The organism is Flavobacterium sp. (genome assembly GCF_052437795.1).
Lineage (GTDB): Bacteria > Bacteroidota > Bacteroidia > Flavobacteriales > Flavobacteriaceae > Flavobacterium.
The window spans coordinates 264,245-282,303 of the sequence record NZ_JBQVPA010000002.1 but is presented as its reverse complement, the minus strand read 5'-3'; the positions used below and the strand labels follow the sequence as shown (position 1 = coordinate 282,303).

The 18,059-nt window shown below is 46.1% G+C and carries 19 protein-coding genes; 13 read left to right on the top strand and 6 right to left on the bottom strand.

What is annotated here, in order from left to right:
* Positions 1 to 89 precede the first annotated feature (89 nt).
* The 9 genes from miaB to ACT6R0_RS07920 all read left to right on the top strand — a co-directional run bounded on the left by miaB (position 90) and on the right by ACT6R0_RS07920 (position 9,895).
* Entirely contained in the window at positions 90 to 1,535 is a 1,446-nt protein-coding gene (gene miaB / locus ACT6R0_RS07960; protein ID WP_444652826.1) for a tRNA (N6-isopentenyl adenosine(37)-C2)-methylthiotransferase MiaB, read from the top strand.
* Between the two features lie 95 nt (positions 1,536 to 1,630).
* Complete coding sequence (locus tag ACT6R0_RS07955; RefSeq protein ID WP_444652828.1) at positions 1,631 to 2,908, top strand: sigma-54 interaction domain-containing protein; 1,278 nt, start codon at positions 1,631 to 1,633, stop codon at positions 2,906 to 2,908.
* A 9-nt stretch (positions 2,909 to 2,917) separates the two neighbouring features.
* Positions 2,918 to 3,421, top strand: a complete 504-nt coding sequence (locus ACT6R0_RS07950; RefSeq protein WP_444652829.1) for an LptE family protein — start codon at positions 2,918 to 2,920, stop codon at positions 3,419 to 3,421.
* 47 nt (positions 3,422 to 3,468) lie between these two features.
* Positions 3,469 to 3,954, top strand: coding sequence for an LptE family protein (locus ACT6R0_RS07945; RefSeq protein WP_444652830.1), 486 nt, complete (start codon positions 3,469 to 3,471; stop codon positions 3,952 to 3,954).
* Between the two features lie 72 nt (positions 3,955 to 4,026).
* Complete coding sequence (locus ACT6R0_RS07940) at positions 4,027 to 4,950, top strand: tetratricopeptide repeat protein (RefSeq protein WP_444652831.1); 924 nt, start codon at positions 4,027 to 4,029, stop codon at positions 4,948 to 4,950.
* Positions 4,951 to 4,955: 5 nt separating this feature from the next.
* A complete protein-coding gene (gene secG / locus ACT6R0_RS07935) occupies positions 4,956 to 5,321 on the top strand; it encodes a preprotein translocase subunit SecG (RefSeq protein ID WP_444652832.1) in 366 nt (121 codons plus the stop codon).
* 137 nt (positions 5,322 to 5,458) lie between these two features.
* A complete protein-coding gene (locus ACT6R0_RS07930; RefSeq protein ID WP_444652834.1) occupies positions 5,459 to 5,734 on the top strand; it encodes a co-chaperone GroES in 276 nt (91 codons plus the stop codon).
* Between the two features lie 34 nt (positions 5,735 to 5,768).
* Positions 5,769 to 7,400, top strand: a complete 1,632-nt coding sequence (groL, locus tag ACT6R0_RS07925; protein WP_444652835.1) for a chaperonin GroEL — start codon at positions 5,769 to 5,771, stop codon at positions 7,398 to 7,400.
* 146 nt (positions 7,401 to 7,546) lie between these two features.
* Positions 7,547 to 9,895, top strand: coding sequence for a hypothetical protein (locus tag ACT6R0_RS07920; RefSeq protein WP_444652837.1), 2,349 nt, complete (start codon positions 7,547 to 7,549; stop codon positions 9,893 to 9,895).
* Between the two features lie 87 nt (positions 9,896 to 9,982).
* Here ACT6R0_RS07920 and rpe read toward each other — a convergent pair whose 3' ends face one another.
* The 5 genes from rpe to ACT6R0_RS07895 form a co-directional block, all read right to left on the bottom strand.
* Positions 9,983 to 10,645, bottom strand: coding sequence for a ribulose-phosphate 3-epimerase (rpe, locus tag ACT6R0_RS07915; protein WP_444652838.1), 663 nt, complete (start codon positions 10,643 to 10,645; stop codon positions 9,983 to 9,985).
* A 475-nt stretch (positions 10,646 to 11,120) separates the two neighbouring features.
* A complete protein-coding gene (locus ACT6R0_RS07910; protein ID WP_020212501.1) occupies positions 11,121 to 11,984 on the bottom strand; it encodes a sigma-70 family RNA polymerase sigma factor in 864 nt (287 codons plus the stop codon).
* 196 nt (positions 11,985 to 12,180) lie between these two features.
* Positions 12,181 to 12,912: a hypothetical protein gene (locus tag ACT6R0_RS07905; protein ID WP_444652840.1), complete on the bottom strand. Its 732-nt coding sequence runs from the start codon at positions 12,910 to 12,912 to the stop codon at positions 12,181 to 12,183.
* The gene (locus tag ACT6R0_RS07900) at positions 12,902 to 13,453 is read right to left on the bottom strand and encodes an RNA polymerase sigma factor (RefSeq protein ID WP_444652842.1); all 552 of its coding nucleotides are present in this window, start codon (positions 13,451 to 13,453) and stop codon (positions 12,902 to 12,904) included. The genes ACT6R0_RS07905 and ACT6R0_RS07900 overlap by 11 nt, the downstream gene beginning before the upstream one ends.
* 172 nt (positions 13,454 to 13,625) lie before the next feature.
* Positions 13,626 to 14,603, bottom strand: coding sequence for a hypothetical protein (locus ACT6R0_RS07895; RefSeq protein WP_444652843.1), 978 nt, complete (start codon positions 14,601 to 14,603; stop codon positions 13,626 to 13,628).
* A gap of 87 nt (positions 14,604 to 14,690) precedes the next feature.
* Between ACT6R0_RS07895 and ACT6R0_RS07890 the strand changes: the two genes are divergently transcribed.
* The 4 genes from ACT6R0_RS07890 (at position 14,691) to ACT6R0_RS07875 (ending at position 17,625) form a co-directional block, all read left to right on the top strand.
* A complete protein-coding gene (locus ACT6R0_RS07890; protein ID WP_444652845.1) occupies positions 14,691 to 15,329 on the top strand; it encodes an LA_2272 family surface repeat-containing protein in 639 nt (212 codons plus the stop codon).
* Between the two features lie 3 nt (positions 15,330 to 15,332).
* Complete coding sequence (locus tag ACT6R0_RS07885) at positions 15,333 to 15,950, top strand: hypothetical protein (protein WP_444652847.1); 618 nt, start codon at positions 15,333 to 15,335, stop codon at positions 15,948 to 15,950.
* Positions 15,951 to 16,124: 174 nt separating this feature from the next.
* A complete protein-coding gene (locus ACT6R0_RS07880) occupies positions 16,125 to 16,892 on the top strand; it encodes an LA_2272 family surface repeat-containing protein (RefSeq protein ID WP_444652849.1) in 768 nt (255 codons plus the stop codon).
* Between the two features lie 130 nt (positions 16,893 to 17,022).
* On the top strand, positions 17,023 to 17,625 hold the full coding sequence (locus ACT6R0_RS07875; protein WP_444652851.1) for a CDP-alcohol phosphatidyltransferase family protein: 603 nt from the start codon (positions 17,023 to 17,025) through the stop codon (positions 17,623 to 17,625).
* Here the strand turns inward: ACT6R0_RS07875 and ACT6R0_RS07870 are convergent.
* A complete protein-coding gene (locus tag ACT6R0_RS07870; protein ID WP_444652852.1) occupies positions 17,615 to 18,058 on the bottom strand; it encodes a GNAT family N-acetyltransferase in 444 nt (147 codons plus the stop codon). The two genes, ACT6R0_RS07875 and ACT6R0_RS07870, sit on opposite strands and share 11 nt — an antisense overlap.
* Position 18,059: the final 1 nt, after the last annotated feature.

Sequence of the window (18,059 nt, the reverse complement as noted above, 5' to 3'; positions counted from 1 at the left end):
ATCAAAATCTGAAATCACTTCCTGCCATCTTGTCATAATATTGAATAAAGTACTATCTTTGCCGTTCTAAAAAGCACGACAGGAGTGATATGGAAAAGATAATTGAAGAGAACAAGCAGGGACAGAGCCTTGTTTTGGAACAGAAGGAAGGGAACACCAAAAAGCTTTTCATAGAGAGCTACGGCTGCCAGATGAATTTTTCCGACAGCGAGATAGTAGCCTCGATCCTTGCCAATGAAGGATTTAATACCACCCAGAACATTGAGGAGGCCGACCTTGTATTGGTCAACACCTGTTCCATACGCGACAAGGCAGAGCAGACCGTGCGCAAAAGGCTTGAAAAATACAATGCCGTAAAGAAGATCAACCCCGGAATGAAGGTGGGTGTACTTGGCTGCATGGCCGAGCGACTCAAAAGCCAGTTCCTGGAAGAAGAAAAGATCGTTGACATGGTAATTGGCCCTGATGCCTATAAGGACCTTCCTAATCTGTTAAAGGAAGTTGAGGAAGGCCGTGATGCCATCAATGTGATATTGTCCAAAGATGAAACATATGGAAATATTTCTCCCGTACGCCTTAACAGTAACGGCGTGACGGCATTTGTATCTATTACCCGTGGATGCGACAACATGTGTACCTTTTGCGTGGTGCCGTTCACCCGTGGACGTGAGCGCAGCCGCGAACCGCAGAGCATCATGGAGGAGATACAGGACCTTTGGAGCAGGGGCTTTAAGGAGATCACCCTGCTGGGGCAAAATGTGGACAGCTACCTGTGGTACGGCGGCGGCCTGAAGAAGGACTTCGTAAAGGCATCTGACATGCAGAAAGCTACCGCGGTCGATTTTGCACAGCTGCTGGACATGGCAGCGATCGCTTTCCCGAAAATGCGTTTCCGCTTCTCGACATCCAATCCGCAGGACATGCACCTGGAAGTGATCGAGGTAATGGCCAAACACCATAATATATGTAAGTACATCCACCTGCCGGTACAAAGCGGCAGTACAAGGATACTAAAAGAAATGAACCGCCAGCATACCCGTGAGGAATACATGGAGCTTGTGGACAACATTTACCGCATTATCCCTGAAATGTCACTTTCGCAGGACATGATCGCCGGTTTCCCTACCGAGACCGAAGAAGACCACCAGGATACGCTTAGCCTGATGGAGCATTGCAAGTACGACTTCGGGTTCATGTTCGCCTACTCCGAGCGCCCGGGAACACTTGCCGCAAGGAAAATGGAAGATGATGTGCCAGACGAAGTAAAGAACCGAAGGCTGGTGGAGATCATCAACCTGCAGCAGCAAATGGCATTGGGGCGCACACAGCGTTTCGTAGGTCAGGTCGTGGAAGTGTTGGTAGAAAAAGGATCAAAGCGTTCCGATGCGCACTGGAGCGGGCGTAACTCCCAAAATACGGTGGTGGTCTTCCCGAAAGGCGATTACAAGCCGGGCGACTTTGTGAACGTGCTGGTAAGCGACTGTACTTCGGCTACACTGATCGGTGAAGCTGTGGGGTATTCTCAAATGCAATAGTTTTTGTTTCAGGTTTCAAGTTTCAGGTTACTGGAGCCGCAACAACTTATGGGAAACGATTGACAACTTGAAACTTTAAACCTGAAACTTAATTTATGGAAAGCGTACAAGCGATAAAACAAAGATTCGAGATAATAGGGAATGACCCAAGGCTGAACCGTGCCGTGGAGAAAGCCATACAGGTGGCACCGACTGATATTTCGGTGCTCGTTACCGGTGAGAGCGGCGTGGGTAAGGAGAGCATCCCCAAGATCATACATGCCCTGTCGCACAGGAAACACGGCAAATATATTGCAGTGAACTGCGGTGCCATCCCGGAAGGTACTATCGACAGTGAGCTTTTTGGGCACGAGAAGGGTGCGTTTACAGGGGCGACCGCTACCCGCGAGGGCTATTTTGAAGTAGCTGATGGCGGTACCATCTTCCTCGACGAAGTAGGCGAACTGCCACTTACCACACAGGTGAGGCTGCTGCGTGTATTGGAGAATGGCGAATTCATAAAAGTAGGTTCGTCACAGGTGCAAAAGACCAATGTGCGCATTGTGGCAGCGACCAACGTGAACATGTTCGATGCCATTGAGAAAGGCAGGTTCAGGGAAGACCTGTATTACCGCCTAAGCACAGTGGAAATATTATTACCACCATTGCGCGACAGGCAGGACGACATCCATTTGCTGTTCCGCAAGTTCTCATCGGACTTTGCTCACAAATACAAGATGCCGCCCATTAAACTTGACGACAATGCGGTATCACTGTTACAAAATTACCGCTGGAGCGGAAATATCCGACAGTTGCGCAATGTAGCCGAGCAGATATCCGTTTTAGAGACCAACCGGAACATATCATTAAGCACACTGCGCCACTATTTGCCGGAAGCAGGCACTAATCTTCCTGCCGTAGTAAAGGGACAGAAGGCCGAAAGTGATTTTAGCAACGAGAGGGAGATACTATATAAGGTGTTGTTCGACATGAAGAATGACCTCAATGACCTGAAGAAGCTGACCATGGAGCTTATGCAGAATGGCAACACCAATAAGGTACACGAGTCGAACAAAGGACTGATACAGAAAATATACGGCAACGGCAACGATACCCACAGCGATTTTGAAGAGTTGTCGAGGCCCGAGGTATTTGCTCCGCAAAAGGCACAAAGGCCGGAACCTGTTGTGGAGAACCACGACGACGATGATGACGACAACTACCTATTCGCCGAGACCGTAGAGGAGGAAGAGACCCTGCGCCTTGATGAAAAGGAGATAGAACTTATCAAAAAGGCACTGGAACGCAACAAAGGCAAGCGCAAGGCTGCCGCCGACGAACTGGGCATATCCGAAAGGACGCTATACCGCAAAATAAAACAATTTGACCTATAAGCCGATCAAATGAAAAAGATACAATTTCTGTTGGCATTCGCCATTATTTTTACCCTAAGCGGATGTAGCATTTATAACTTTACCGGGACGGGCAAGATAGATGCCAAGACATTCCAGGTGAATTATTTCCAGAATACGGCCGACCTGGTCGAGCCGGGCATTGAGCGCGACTTTACACAAAGGCTGCAAAACCTGATACAGAACCAGACGAACCTTAGCCTGACGACAACCGGCGGCGACCTGGTCTATGAAGGCGAGATCACAGAATACCGGGTTACCCCGATGACGGCCACGGCCAACCAAAGGGCATCGCAAAACAGGCTTACCATATCGGTAATGGTTCGCTTTACCAATAAGAAAAAGGAAGATGATGATTTTGAGAAGCGCTTCAGTTTTTACTATGATTACACCGGCAATGAATTGCCTTCAGGGCAGATAAAGTCAGCCGCGCTCGAAGAGATATTCGAAAGGATCACGCAGGATATATTTAACGAATCCCTTGCAAAATGGTAAATTGTTTGAAAGTCGTGACTCGCAAGTTAAAGGTTTTGACAGCCGTTATGATTTTTACTATTATTGCCTTAACAGGTTGTAAGTCGAAATACACATTGTCCGGAGATAATATACCCGAGAATTTAAAGACATTTGAGGTTAAGTCGTTCCAAAATACAGCCGACATTGTTGAGCCGGGGATCGAAAGGATATTTACTACTACCTTACAAGATCGCATAAAGGATAATACACGCCTAACACTTACAGGCTCCGGTGGCGATCTGGTCTATGAAGGAGAGATCACCGAATACCGCGTTACCCCGATGACAGCTACGGCCAACCAAAGGGCATCGCAAAACAGGCTTACCATATCGGTGATGGTCCGTTTTACCAATAAGAAAAAGGAAGATGATGATTTTGAGAAGCGCTTCAGTTTTTACTATGACTACACCGGCAATGAATTGCCGTCGGGACAAATAAAGTCAGCCGCTCTCGAAGAGATATTCGAAAGGATCACGCAGGACATATTTAACGAATCCCTGGCAAAATGGTAAATTGGTTTATAGTTCACAGTTCACGGCCTATGGTGCCTGACTGTGAACTGTAAACTTAAAACTGTAAACTAATTGAACACGAAAGACTACATACACCTTTTGAACAGGCCTTACGCGCTGAACGAAAAGCAGACGGGCGAGCTGGAGCGGATCCTTAATGAGTTCCCGTTCCTGCAGAGCGCACGTGCCATTTATTTAAAAGGGCTATATAACCAGGACAGCTTTCGATACAATACTGAATTAAAAAAAACGGCAGCTTATAGTACTGACCGCTCGGTGCTGTTTGACTTCATTACTTCGGAGCAGTTCCAGAGCGTACAGAAGAAGATGTATGACGAGCAGCTGGAGGCAATAGCACAGATCAGCGTGACAGATAACGAGGTCGTGGCAGTACCTGTGGTTGACACACTTGAAGAATCGATAAAGAGATTGGTTGCCGAAGCGGAATCTGAAACCGATCCGATTCCTGAACAAATGCCTGAAATGACCATCGTTACAGATGACGAGCCTGTAGTTACGGACGAGCCTTTAGAACAGCATGAGGCTGCCGGAGAGATCACCGAAGCCGAAACACACCTTAATATAGGCAAGCCCCTGGAGTTTAATGATGGCGAAAAGCACTCTTTTGCCGAATGGCTTCAACTGTCAAAACTCACCCCCATCAGCCGTGAGGAGGCACACATTGTTACGGCAGACCCGGAGCCGGAAGAAAAAAACCGACTTACCAAAAAGCTGGACATGATCGACAGGTTCATAGAGAGCAACCCTAAGATCGCGCCTGCCAGGTCCATTCCCGCACCCGCGAACATTGAGCGCAGTGTGGAGGACAATTCCAGCCTTATGACCGAAACGCTTGCAAGGGTTTATCTCGAACAGAAAAAATATTCGAAAGCGATACAAGCTTATGAAATTTTAATTTTGAAATATCCGGAAAAAAGTGTTTTCTTTGCAGACCGTATTTCGGACATAAAGACTTTACAACAAAATAACAATTAATAACGATGGTTAACTTTTCAATTTTTCTGGTACTTATAACGATAGTGAGCTTTCTGCTAATAGTCGTAATTATGGTTCAAAACCCTAAAGGCGGCGGTTTGTCATCAACCCTTGGCGGAACACAAATGATGGGTGGCGTACAGAAAACAACTGATTTCCTTGACAAAAGCACCTGGACACTGGGCACGATACTCATCGCGCTTATCCTCCTTTCGAGCCTTAGCTTCTCTACAGGATTTTCAGGCGAACAGCCATTGATAGATGAAAGCGCGGTACCTGCAAAAACTGCGGCCCCTGCAACAGGGACTCCTGCCGCACCTGCCGGACAGCCACAAGGAACTCCTGCACCTGCAACACAACCTGCACAATAATTCACATTATATAATTAAAAAAATGCCGGCACTTTCATGCTGGCATTTTTTGTATCTGTAAATTTGTCAGCCGCCGCAGTATGGCACAGTTTCTGACAAAACAGAAACGAATAACTTTAATAACAAAACAATATAATATGGCTTTAAACATTAAACCCCTTCATGACCGTGTTCTGGTTGAGCCGGTTGCCGCAGAAACACAAACTGCTTCCGGGATATTCATTCCTGACACCGCTAAGGAGAAACCGCAAAAAGGTATCGTAGTGGCCGTGGGCAATGGTACTAAAGACCATGACATGACCGTAAAGGTAGGCGATACCGTACTGTATGGCAAATATGCAGGAACCGAACTGAAATTTGAAGGCAAGGACTATCTTATGATGAAAGAAGAGGAGATCTTCGCGATAATCTAAGCGTCTATCATTTAAACACATATTACAAAAGAAAATGGCAAAAGAAATAAAATTCGACATTGAAGCACGCGACGGACTGAAGCGTGGCGTGGATGCATTGGCAAATGCGGTAAAAGTGACCCTTGGCCCGAAAGGCCGTAATGTTATCATCAGCAAGTCATTTGGCGGGCCGACAGTAACTAAAGACGGTGTATCGGTAGCAAAAGAGATCGAACTGGCAGATACCCTTGAGAACATGGGCGCACAGATGGTAAAAGAGGTAGCCTCTAAAACCAACGACCTTGCCGGTGACGGTACTACAACAGCAACGGTTTTGGCACAGGCCATAGTAAAAGAAGGCCTTAAGAACGTAGCGGCAGGCGCCAACCCTATGGACCTGAAGCGTGGCATCGATAAAGCTGTTGAGGCTATTGTTGCCGATCTTGGACAACAGGCAAAAGTAGTGGGATCGGATAGTGAAAAGATCAAGCAGATCGCTTCAATATCTGCGAACAATGACGAGACCATTGGCGAGCTTATCGCAAAAGCTTTCGGCAAAGTAGGTAAGGAAGGTGTGATCACAGTTGAAGAGGCAAAAGGGACTGACACCTATGTTGACGTTGTAGAAGGCATGCAGTTTGATCGCGGTTACCTTTCTCCATACTTTGTAACCAACTCTGAAAAAATGGAGGCTGAACTTGAAAGGCCATACATATTGCTATACGACAAAAAAGTATCTTCAATGAAGGAGCTGCTTCCTGTATTGGAGCCGGTAGCACAATCGGGCAAGCCCCTGTTGATCATTGCTGAGGATGTAGACGGTGAAGCTCTTGCTACACTTGTAGTGAACAAACTTCGCGGCGCGCTTAAGATCGCTGCTGTCAAGGCTCCTGGCTTTGGCGACAGGAGAAAGGCGCTTTTGGAAGACATTGCTATCCTTACAGGCGGTACCGTGATCGCTGAAGAGCGCGGATATACGCTTGAGAACGCTACCCTTGACATGTTGGGCACGTGCGAAAAAGTGGTTATCGACAAAGACAACACGACTCTGGTGAATGGTGCAGGCGAAGCCGAAATGATCAAGAACCGTGTAAACCAGATAAAAGCGCAAATAGAGTCTACAACCTCTGATTACGACAGGGAAAAGCTTCAGGAACGCCTTGCCAAACTGGCTGGCGGTGTTGCCGTACTATATGTTGGCGCGGCATCGGAAGTGGAAATGAAAGAGAAGAAAGACCGTGTAGACGACGCGCTTCACGCAACAAGGGCTGCTGTAGAAGAAGGTATCGTGGCCGGTGGCGGTGTGGCACTGTTAAGGGCAAAATCGGCTCTTGCAGGCATCAAAGCCGAAAATGCAGATGAGGCTACAGGCATCCAGATCGTTGCCCGTGCAATAGAGTCGCCATTGAGGACTATTGTTGAGAATGCCGGACTTGAAGGATCGGTAGTAGTGGCAAAAGTTGCTGAAGGCAGCGGAGACTTCGGATACAATGCCAAGACGGACGAGTATGTAGACATGCTTGCGGCAGGTATCATCGACCCTAAGAAAGTAACACGCGTAGCGCTTGAGAATGCTGCTTCGGTTGCGGGAATGATCCTTACTACCGAGTGTGCGCTAATCGATATTAAAGAAGAAGGAGCCGGAGGCGGAATGCCAATGGGCGGCGGAATGCCAGGAATGATGTAAGATATACCGTCACAATATTTAAAGGAGCGTTTGATAACGCTCCTTTTTTATTATGTTAATTTTTACATAATATTTCAATATAAATTAAAGCATTTGCGTTTTAGGGAATAATATTTGTTCGGAAATTACCAACCAACCACAACCTTATGAAACGATCACTACTCGCCTTTATCTTATTGGCCTTATTCGGCTACAGCCAAAAAACCACAGCACAGGAAAATAAAAAAGAACAGATCGCAAAGTACCTTACCGATTATTTTTTTCTGGAGCGGGAAAACATCCATGTCCACCTCAACAAGCACATTTTTATGTCCCATGAGCAGGTTTGGTTCAAGGGTTACGTATTCCACCGAAGGAAGAATGTGCCTTTCTTCTCTACAGTGAACGTCTACGCTTCCATTATTGACCAGGATGGCAAAATACTGGACACGCAACTTATATACGGTAACATTGGCAGCTTTTCGGGCAACTTTAAACTGAACAGCCAGTTAAGATCAGGTAAATACTACCTCCAATTCTACACCAACTGGATGAACAATTTTACAGAAGATGAATCGGCAGTGTACGAGATCGCCATTATTAATGAGGCTGAAGGCGCGGGTACCGCATTGGCAAAAGCCGACCCTTCTAAAATGAACATAGTTTTCAGGCCGGAAGGCGGTACACTGGTAAGTGACATAAATAATACTATAGGCATAAGCGTAACCGACTGCAATAACGATCCTGTTGCGATTTCATCTGCCGATATCGTTGATAGTTCGGGAAGATCACTTTTAAAGGTGCAATTGAACAAAAAGGGATATGGAAAATTTGAGCTTCCTGCCACTGCTTCCGGATGCAAAGCGATCGTGATGGTTGACGGCAATAAATTTGAACAGCCCCTTCCCCCACCCCAGGCAAGGGGCATTGCACTTGACGTAAATAATTTTCCGGATAAAACCGTTGTACGGATAAAGACCAATAAATACACGGCGGATGCATTTACAGGAAAACCATTGTATTTACTGCTCCACCAGGATGAGCAGTCGGCAGTATATGAGTTCTCTTTTAAACCCGGCAGTGCTGAACAGACCATTGCCCTGCCCGCTGCCGACCTATTTGAGGGAGTGAATACCATAAGGATACTGGATAATGACCTGAATGAGATCGCATCCCGCCTGATATTTAAAAGCCTGCCACAGGGCTTAAGTGCCCAGATAGGCAGGTCCGGGCAGAAAGGAGATGATATCACTTATAAAGGAAAAGTAAGCTATCCCAACATGAACCTCAGCGTTTCAGTTCTTCCAGAAAATAGTAAGAGCCTGGTCGAAACCGATGACATTTACGGTTCATTCCTTCTTCTCCCCCACATACATGGACACAGGCCTGTATCCGGCCGGTACTATCTTGCTAATGCATCGAGGTCAAAAAATTATGAGCTGGACCTCTACCTGCTCAACCAGTCCCCAAAATACAAATGGAACCCCATTAAAAGCAATCCTCCTGCAAACAAATACCAATTTGACATGGGGCTAACGCTCAAAGGCACATTGCCGCGGATCGCAGGCGAAGCGAAGTTCGCGAAGGTGCGCCTCTATTCGATCACATCCTCTTTAGATGTCATGGCGGATGTAAATGAGAACAGGGAATTTATATTTGAGAACATCGTAGCAGTAGATTCCTCCTACATCAACCTTACGATGCTGCGAAAAGGCGAAAAACCAAAGGAACTCACTACAACACCATTAGTAACCAATGGCGCAAGAAAATTCAACAAGCCATACAAGCCTGAACCGAAGTTTTATCAGCAGTCAGGACCCCAGGACTATGACGCACCCGCAGTGTATCGTGAGATGACAATGCTTGATGAGGTCACGATAGAAGCTACCGGCCTGAAATATGCCAAAAACTTTGGTAATGGCAACCTGAGAGCTTACAAGATCTCCGATTCCCAGGAATATATGTACCAAAGCCTGCTTAATTATATAAAGACCTACGGAGGGTTTAACGTAACCGAAAGCAACGGCCAGGTGCGCCTTACGAGCCGGACGGTAAATACGATCAATGGTGGCACAAGCGGACCGATCTTCTATATTGACAATATGCAGCAGATGGATTACTCGATGATGGGAATGATCCAGTTATCCGAAGTCGATGAAATTTACATGAGCCCTCATGCCATAGTGCCATCGGTACGTAATTACATGGGCATTATAAGGGTATACCTAAAGAAGGGTGCGAGAGTAAATTCTAAAAATGCAACACCCAATATCATCCTTGAAAATGGATTCAGTAAAGTGACGGCTTTCGAGAACATCAAATATACCTCTACTACCGATAAGGGATTTGAGAATTTTGGCGTGATCGATTGGGAACCGGTCTTAATGACGGATGAAAATGGCGGGTTTGAGTTCACGCTGCCAAAAACAGGACAAAAGACGATGAACGCGATGATCGAAGGCTTTAGTGCCGATGGGAAGTTGATATCTGAAATAAAAACTATTACAGCTGATTAAAAGTACTGCAATGAGTGGTCATTAAATAAAAACTCCGGAACAAATGAGATGTTCGGAGTTTTTTATTTGGACTGATGACTATTAAGATCAGATCGCGGTAAGCTTTTTCAAACCTGCAATAGTTGCCACAGGATCCCCGGCCCTGAACACGTAATTACCTGCCACAAGCACGTCGGCGCCTGCTTCAACAAGCTGTACCGCATTTTTATCGCTTACGCCTCCATCAATTTCTATTAATGTAGATGCGCCATTACGCGTAATGATCTCTTTTAGCTGCTTTATTTTGCTATAGGTACGCTCTATGAACGACTGCCCTCCGAAGCCCGGGTTCACGCTCATAAGGCATACCAGATCGATATCGTTAATAATATCCTCCAGTAAAGCTACGTTAGTGTGCGGATTAAGGGCAACACCGGCTTTCATGCCTTCGGCCTTTATGGCCTGCAACGTACGGTGAAGATGGGTGCAGGCTTCGTAATGTACAGTAAGGTTATTCGCCCCAAGCTGCGCAAATGTTTTAATGTATTGATCAGGGTTCACGATCATCAGGTGAACGTCGACCGTCTTTTTAGCATGGCGCGAAATAGCTTCCAGTACCGGCATCCCGAAGGAGATATTGGGTACGAAAACACCATCCATGATATCTACATGAAACCAGTCGGCCTCGCTGTTATTGATCATTTCGATGTCGCGCTGCAGGTTGGCAAAATCTGCCGAAAGCACTGAGGGTGCTATAAGTGTATTCTTCATTATTGTGTTGTTGTTTAGTGCGGCAAATATAGTTTTAAGTTGCAGAGTGGCAAAGTTGGAAAGTCATAAAGCCTTAAAGTTATTAAGTCGCAGATCATAATCCGAATAAAAGTATGTTACAAACTCAACTTTCCAACTTTACGACTTTCTAACTTTACGACTTTCTCTCTTTCTTCTTACAAAAAATTATTTTAACTACTTCACAATTTTGGCACAGTGCTTGCGTTAGATACTGTAAGATTTTCCGGTTTAAATAATTTGAGTTAGTAACAATGTTTTAAAGGGAAAGAAAATTGATGAAAATAAAAAACTCCGGTAATCAGCCGGAGTTCAATCATCAATCAAAAAACGAACAGTTATTGAACTGTAGGTACGTTATATATTGTTATATCGGTGTATCGCGCAATTATACCGCCAAAATACAAATTATATTTAAAATATAAAATTTTGGGCGGCATTTTTTGCTGGCCGGTATTTATCCAAGGTACGTTTTAAGGATCTTGCTGCGGGAAGTATGCTTTAACCTCCTGATAGCCTTTTCCTTAATTTGGCGTACACGCTCGCGGGTAAGGTCGAAAGTTTCTCCTATTTCCTCAAGCGTCATCGGGTGCTGGTCGCCCAATCCGAAGTACAGCCTCACTACATCGGCCTCACGCGGGGTCAATGTTTCCAGTGCACGCTCTATCTCTGTACGAAGCGACTCATGGATAAGCTCCCTGTCCGGGTTTGGAGACTCTCCCGAACGAAGTACATCGTACAGGTTGGAATCCTCACCTTCCACAAGTGGCGCGTCCATCGAAAGGTGTCGGCCTGAGTTCTTCATGCTCTCCTTAACATCGTTCACCGTCATGTCAAGCTCCTTGGCGATCTCTTCTGCCGAAGGGGCCCGCTCGTTGCTTTGCTCAAGCAGTGCGTACATTTTGTTGATCTTGTTGATCGATCCGATCTTGTTAAGCGGAAGGCGAACGATACGCGATTGTTCGGCAAGTGCCTGAAGGATCGACTGGCGGATCCACCATACGGCATACGATATGAATTTGAAACCGCGTGTCTCGTCAAAACGCTGTGCGGCTTTTATAAGTCCCAGGTTTCCTTCGTTGATAAGGTCGGGAAGTGTAAGTCCCTGGTTTTGGTACTGTTTCGCAACAGACACCACGAAACGAAGGTTTGCTTTGGTTAATTTCTCAAGTGCTCTCTGGTCTCCGGCTTTTATACGTTGTGCTAATTCTACCTCCTCATCCGCTGTGATCAGATCCACTTTTCCGATCTCCTGAAGGTATTTGTCTAACGATGCAGTTTCCCTGTTGGTAACCTGCTTGGTAATTTTTAATTGTCTCATTTAAAAGATTCCTGAGTTTAAGTGTGTATTAGTTATACGTAACCAAAACGCAAAAAGTTACAAAGTTTTTCATTTTACGTAAACTTTAACAAAAACCCCGGCCTTTGGAGGCTCCGGCCGGGGCTTGGGGTGCAACTAAAAAATGAGCATGTATCTATTGCCTGTATAACAACATTGCCTGCTTGTTTGCGGGCCGTCATTCCTTTTCCTTATTTTTTCTTCCCGCCCTTTCTTTTCCATATAGTTTATTAAGACTGTCTGAGATCCGTTTTGTGTCCAGCTTTTTATTTTTATTAAATTTTAAGGTGTCGGTCCCATAATTTACGCTGCTCAGATCAAGCATTTTATATTTTCCCTCACCATCATCCGTACCGGCTGTTGCGAATTTTGTGCCTGTACTTGTTTTATCCGGAATTGGCATTTCTGCTGCAGCTTTTGGCAAAGGGATAATAGTGTTCCCATCATAATTTTCGTTCCCGATGCCCGTTGGCCTGATCGTACTTATGGGACTATCAGTTTGTATACTATTTCTTGGATCGTTCCCTTTCGGGATAATAGTCAGCCCTGTACCGGTACCTTCATTAATTTTATCCTGTACCGAATTTGTTCCCGTTTTTTGGGCTTCTTCCGCAGTGCTTTTTTCATGCATGCCCTTTTCCTTAATATCATCTCCCTGGCCTTCGTGTTCTTCAGGCATCTCTATATATACATGAGGCACATCATCCTCCCAAAGTGGGTAAGTAGCTACCAGCCCGATCAAAAGCAACAGCAGCAAAGATCCGAGCACGCGCTTCCACGGAAACCTTCGCTGCATCTTCATCTGCTGCAACTCGCCCGATATAGCGGTCCATCCGCTGCCGGGCGCCGTCTTATCGAGGCGGTCCAGCTTATCGCGAAATGCTTTGCCTATGTCTTTCTTACTTTCCATTACTCATATTATAATTAGGGCGCGGCTGCCTGCCGGTTATCTTTTCTTTTAATACAGATCTTGCACGGTGCAGGTTGCTTTTGGAAGTACCTTCGCTAACGTCGAGCATTGCCGCAATTTCACTGTGCGAATGGTCATCAAGTTCATAGAGAGAGAATACCAGCCTGTACTTATCGGGCAATTGCTGTACGAGCGAAAGGAGGTAGTCCAGCGGAAGGTCCATCTCAGCGTCACTTACATCAGTATCTTCACTATAGTCTTCTTTCACGGGCACAAGCTGTATGCTTTTTTTGTAGCTGTCAATGGCTTTGTTGATGGCTATGCGCTTCATCCACCCCTCAAATGACCCTGAGCCCTGATACCTGTCTATCGTGGTAAAGACCTCAATAAATGTGTTGTGCAGGTTGTCTTCGGCTTCGGCCTCATTCCTGCAATATTTCAGGCTCACTGTAAAAAGCACGTCCTTGTAACGGCGGTACAGTTCTTCCTGCGCGCCGGCATTGTGCTTAATGCAGCCTTTTATCAGTTGTTCCTGGTTCAAGTAAGGTTGGTTTTATTGATCGGGGCAGGTTAAGGATCGCCCGGTCCTTTTTTATTAGTCTTTATGGAATGCTAAAGGTTGCGTTGGCAATTGAAATAATTTTTATTTCCTGTCACATTCCTCTTAATAGTATCCAAAAAGTAAAAGGTTGCGCGCAGGTGGATATTTTTTTTTAAAATGCCATGCCGGCCTCGCCTTCCATCCGTTGCAGGTAAAAGTCGATCTTTTGGTGTGCCTTGTTGAAGAACAGCTTCCGGTCGCGCGTGCCCGAATCGTTCAGCGCCTTGGAATTCTTTAGCTGGTGCCTGAAAAAGTCGAGCGCGTTGCCACAGGTATTCGCATCATTTGTAATAAAATAACCGAGCATTGTGTAGGGAACGAACAGCGACTGCTTTTCGGGTGCCGAAAGAAGCACGTTGTTATTGAGTATGAGCAGCTCATTATAGTACAGATGGAATCGCGATGTACCATTGCAGCATCGGTCTTCGGCGGTTCGCAATATGGTTTTCAGGTCATCACAAAGCAATTGAGCATTCGCCAAAGTGAGCAATCCGGACTGGTACAGGTAATAAATTTGCTGGAGGCTGCTGTTGATGGTGGTATCGTTCCATATCTCGTGTACCTCCACACTGTCATACACCTGCTTCAGCTTCGTGCTGTGTTCGAGCAAAGACTGGTCAATAGTAAAGCTCTCAAAGCTGTCCTGGTTTTGCGTACCGGCTAAAAGGTTTAGCCATACATACAGCTTGAATTTGGATAGCAAGGTACCGCCAATGGTGTAAAACAAGGGAATATCTTTTGCTGAATAATACATCTTTGCTCCGGCATGATCCAGAAAGCTGCTGATATTCTCTGCGGACTGCCGAAAGTAAACTGCCATATCTTCCATCGAACGTATCTCACTGGTTTTTTCTACGATCACTTTTTTTCCGTCGGCAAACAGCACATCCATAGACAGCAAATAGTGCCTGCACAACAGTACGGCTTCTTCTATAGAGAACTTGCTCTTCTGGGATACCCTGCGGTGCGCGGCATCATAACTTATGTTCAGTACGGCAGCGATCTCATCGATCACAGATGCCGATCTATCTACCTTTCGCCGTATGGCTTTGAGCAACAGGTCCTGATTGTCCATTTTTGCGATTTTCACAAATGTAGGTTTTTTATTAATTCATTACCACAATTTGAATTGCGGGCATCACAATAATTTTGGTTCAGAATTATAAAGCATCTTACCATGAAAACGAAATTATCATTACTGTTCCTTTTGCTAAGCGCCGCGGGTTTTGCCCAGGGCCGTGCGCAGGTATTCAGCTTCACACCACTTTCGCAAAATGTGGTCGAGGTCAATGGGCTGGCTTTAGGCGTTGGGCATTGGTTCGGGAGTCCGAATGGAGCCACCATCAACGGCATTAATATCGAGATCAATCCCGTATCACCCTTTTTCATTCTCTTTCAGGATCCCTCTAGAGGGGCAAGATCGGGTGAATCGTCGGTAGATGTTAACGGGCTACACCTGGCCGTAGGCGGGTTCAGCGGCAATGGATCGGTTAATGGGCTGGGCATTTCGCTTTATAATATTGGCTACGGCTGCAATGGTGTAAGCCTTACCGGGCTGTATAATGCCGGCGATACGCTAAATGGGTTACACATATCCGGCCTTGCGAACATTGCTGACAATGGTGTAGGTGTTATCATTTCACCATTTAACGTAGCCGACCAGTTTACCGGGGTCCAGGTGGGGCTGAGCAATTATTCCGAAAGCTTTACCGGCGTGCAGATAGGGCTTTTTAACCGCACCAAAGAACAAAGCGGCCTGCAGGTAGGATTGTGGAACAGGAATGGCAAGCGGTCGCTGCCGTTCGTAAACTGGTAATTCATGAAAAAGATGATCACAATAACACTGCTGCTTGCAACACTTAATTGTTTCGCGCAGGGCTATGAGCGCTTTATTGGCGAAGCGGGCGTAAGGGTGCCGCTGGGTAACCTGGCCGACAAGATCGGACCGTCGCCGGAATTCGGTTTGTGGTACCGATGCCGGATGGATGAAAGCAATGACATGCTGGATATAGGTATTTCGATACAAATTCCAGGTAAAACAAAAGAGTTTGACTACACAACGCCCGACAGCCTTTACCGGACCAAAGCCAAAGGTGTTTCGGGGATGATTGGCATCCGGCCCACAAAGGTGTATACTATAGGTTTCGACCTTAGCCTGGAGTGGGTCTCGACTTTCGGGTATGCCTTCATGATGTATGACGATAAGGAAGCGCGCTACAAGCACAGGGCTTTCCCCGAAGAATTTGAAGAAAGCGATAACACTTCCTTCATCAAGTCCTTCAGCACCTTTCACATTGGGCAGGGCGTGCGGCTGAATTATGCCAACGTTGGCCTACAGGTGCATTACAGCTATACGCCTTATGGCCTCCTGACCGACTATGTACCGAGAAACTTCGGTTCCCACAGCCTGAGTTTTGGGGTCGTTTACCGACAATAGATCAATAATCGTTTAACCACATAGGCACATAGTATGAGAGGCTAAAATTATTAATGTTTTAGTTCACAGAGGATGTATTTAGGCTTCATCTGTGTGTAGCTCTGCCTGACTAAACATCTGAAAAAAAATCTATGTGCCTGTGTGGTTAAATTTAAACTAACCAAGTCTTTAACCATGAAACCACTTTTGTTTATGCTTATGCCATTCCTAATTTATTCCCCGGTGAAGGCACAGGAAGTGCAGCACCGCAAAACACGGTTCCCCGTTGGCCTTTATACCACGGGCGAAAGCGACATTTACGGTATTTCGTTCGGTGTCGGGTCCGATACTTACATGGACTCCGATCGTGTAAGCGTACGGTCCAACGGGATCCGCATTGAGCCGGTATCGCAGGCACTACTATTCTTTACATTGATATTTCCCATCGACAGGGTGCGCTATCCCGATACGCCGAAAGAAATTAAAGAGTTTGAAAAGAAAGTCCCAAACGAAGTTATTAACGGACTTAATCTTTCCTGCGGCACGAATGCCTTTGCCGATGTAAACGGGATCACTGTTTCCGCGCTCGTGCAATCGCTGCGACAAACCAACGGACTTTCTGTAGCCGGATTTTCCAGCCAGTCCTACGGTAACAATGGCCTTCAGGTGGCCGCGGGCTTTACGGGAACGGTTTATAGCAACGGTTTACTGGCAGCGATGTTCAGTACGACCACACATGAAGGGAAAGGACTGCAAGTAGCGGGAATTCATAATGATTACGATACTTTCTCGGGCGTGCAGATCGGCATGCTCAACGGAGCCTATGGCAAAGCTGAAAAATTTTCCGGAGTCCAGATCGGGCTTTTCAATAACGCCAAAAAACTGAAGGGCATCCAGATCGGGCTGATCAACAGGAACGAGAAACGAATACTCCCTTTTTTTAATTGGAATTTTAAAGACTGAAACAGACCTCACCCCCGGCCCTTTCCAAAGGAGAGGGGAGCCAAAACTGAAAGTTGGATAGTCAATTTCCATATGAGTGAAGCTCCTCCCTCTCCTTTGGAGAGGGCTGGGGTGAGATAAAAAATATATTATGAAAAACATACCACTTTTACTTATTGCCTTCCGGTTCGTTCTTGGGCCGGTAATGATAGGCATAACATACAACTACGGAGCATCGGTACGCATTGTACTGATGGTTATGCTGCTGCTGGGCATACTATCGGATATTTTTGATGGCATCATAGCACGGAAGTCAGGTGTATCAACCGAAAAGCTTCGCCGCATGGACAGCCAGACCGACCTGGTGTTTTGGATATGCGCCGGATGGTGCAGCTGGTTACTCAACCCTGAGATCGTTATCGAAAACAAATACGCGATCATTACCATCTTCGCTATGGAAGGGCTGACTTATGTATTGAGCATTGCTAAATTTGGTAAGGAAACCTGTACACACGCGTTGCTCTCCAAGCTATGGGGCATAACGTTGTTCGTTGCCTTTATTTCTATCATAGGGTTTGGGTATGGCGGGATACCATTGGCACTGGCAGTGATCTTCGGCATCATCTCGCACATCGATGTGTACCTGATCATTTTGCTATTACCTAAATGGACACACGATGTGCCCAGTGCGTGGCATGCCTGGCAGCTGCGCAAAGGGAGGGATATAAAGAGGAATAAGCTGTTTAACGGGTAATGGCTTTCCAGTCTTCAAAGCTCATTTCAAATCTCGTTTCCTTGGTGCCATACAATCCGGCTTCGCGCCAACCCTGCATACGATAAAATTTGTCCGCACGGGTATTAAAGCCGGTACTTAGCCATACGGTTTCCTGAGTTTGCGAAAAGTACCAATCCATCATCGTTTTATGCAACTGCTTACCAATGCCTTTGCCTTCATTGTCCTGATGCAGGAACAATGCCCAAATATTATGGTCCTGCAGGTCGGCGATGGCAAAGCCTACGATCATGCCATTATCTTCTGCCACCCAGCCTTTGCCACGACGGAACATATAATCGTCAACGTCAGAATCGGGGACGAGCGCAGGATTGGACAGCATGTTCTCTTTTACAGAATTGCGGATAATTTGTATTTGGGGGATATCGGTGATGAAGGCTTCTCGGATAGTCATT

Bases quoted from the DNA above. Each gene is read 5' to 3' on its own strand.
- miaB (WP_444652826.1), top strand. From the start codon at position 90: ATGGAAAAGATAATTGAAGAGAACAAGCAGGGACAGAGCCTTGTTTTG.
- ACT6R0_RS07955 (WP_444652828.1), top strand. From the start codon at position 1,631: ATGGAAAGCGTACAAGCGATAAAACAAAGATTCGAGATAATAGGGAAT.
- ACT6R0_RS07950 (WP_444652829.1), top strand. From the start codon at position 2,918: ATGAAAAAGATACAATTTCTGTTGGCATTCGCCATTATTTTTACCCTA.
- ACT6R0_RS07945 (WP_444652830.1), top strand. From the start codon at position 3,469: ATGATTTTTACTATTATTGCCTTAACAGGTTGTAAGTCGAAATACACA.
- secG (WP_444652832.1), top strand. From the start codon at position 4,956: ATGGTTAACTTTTCAATTTTTCTGGTACTTATAACGATAGTGAGCTTT.
- ACT6R0_RS07930 (WP_444652834.1), top strand. From the start codon at position 5,459: ATGGCTTTAAACATTAAACCCCTTCATGACCGTGTTCTGGTTGAGCCG.
- groL (WP_444652835.1), top strand. From the start codon at position 5,769: ATGGCAAAAGAAATAAAATTCGACATTGAAGCACGCGACGGACTGAAG.
- ACT6R0_RS07920 (WP_444652837.1), top strand. From the start codon at position 7,547: ATGAAACGATCACTACTCGCCTTTATCTTATTGGCCTTATTCGGCTAC.
- rpe (WP_444652838.1), bottom strand. From the start codon at position 10,645: ATGAAGAATACACTTATAGCACCCTCAGTGCTTTCGGCAGATTTTGCC.
- ACT6R0_RS07910 (WP_020212501.1), bottom strand. From the start codon at position 11,984: ATGAGACAATTAAAAATTACCAAGCAGGTTACCAACAGGGAAACTGCA.
- ACT6R0_RS07905 (WP_444652840.1), bottom strand. From the start codon at position 12,912: ATGGAAAGTAAGAAAGACATAGGCAAAGCATTTCGCGATAAGCTGGAC.
- ACT6R0_RS07890 (WP_444652845.1), top strand. From the start codon at position 14,691: ATGAAAACGAAATTATCATTACTGTTCCTTTTGCTAAGCGCCGCGGGT.
- ACT6R0_RS07885 (WP_444652847.1), top strand. From the start codon at position 15,333: ATGAAAAAGATGATCACAATAACACTGCTGCTTGCAACACTTAATTGT.
- ACT6R0_RS07880 (WP_444652849.1), top strand. From the start codon at position 16,125: ATGAAACCACTTTTGTTTATGCTTATGCCATTCCTAATTTATTCCCCG.
- ACT6R0_RS07875 (WP_444652851.1), top strand. From the start codon at position 17,023: ATGAAAAACATACCACTTTTACTTATTGCCTTCCGGTTCGTTCTTGGG.
- ACT6R0_RS07870 (WP_444652852.1), bottom strand. From the start codon at position 18,058: ATGACTATCCGAGAAGCCTTCATCACCGATATCCCCCAAATACAAATT.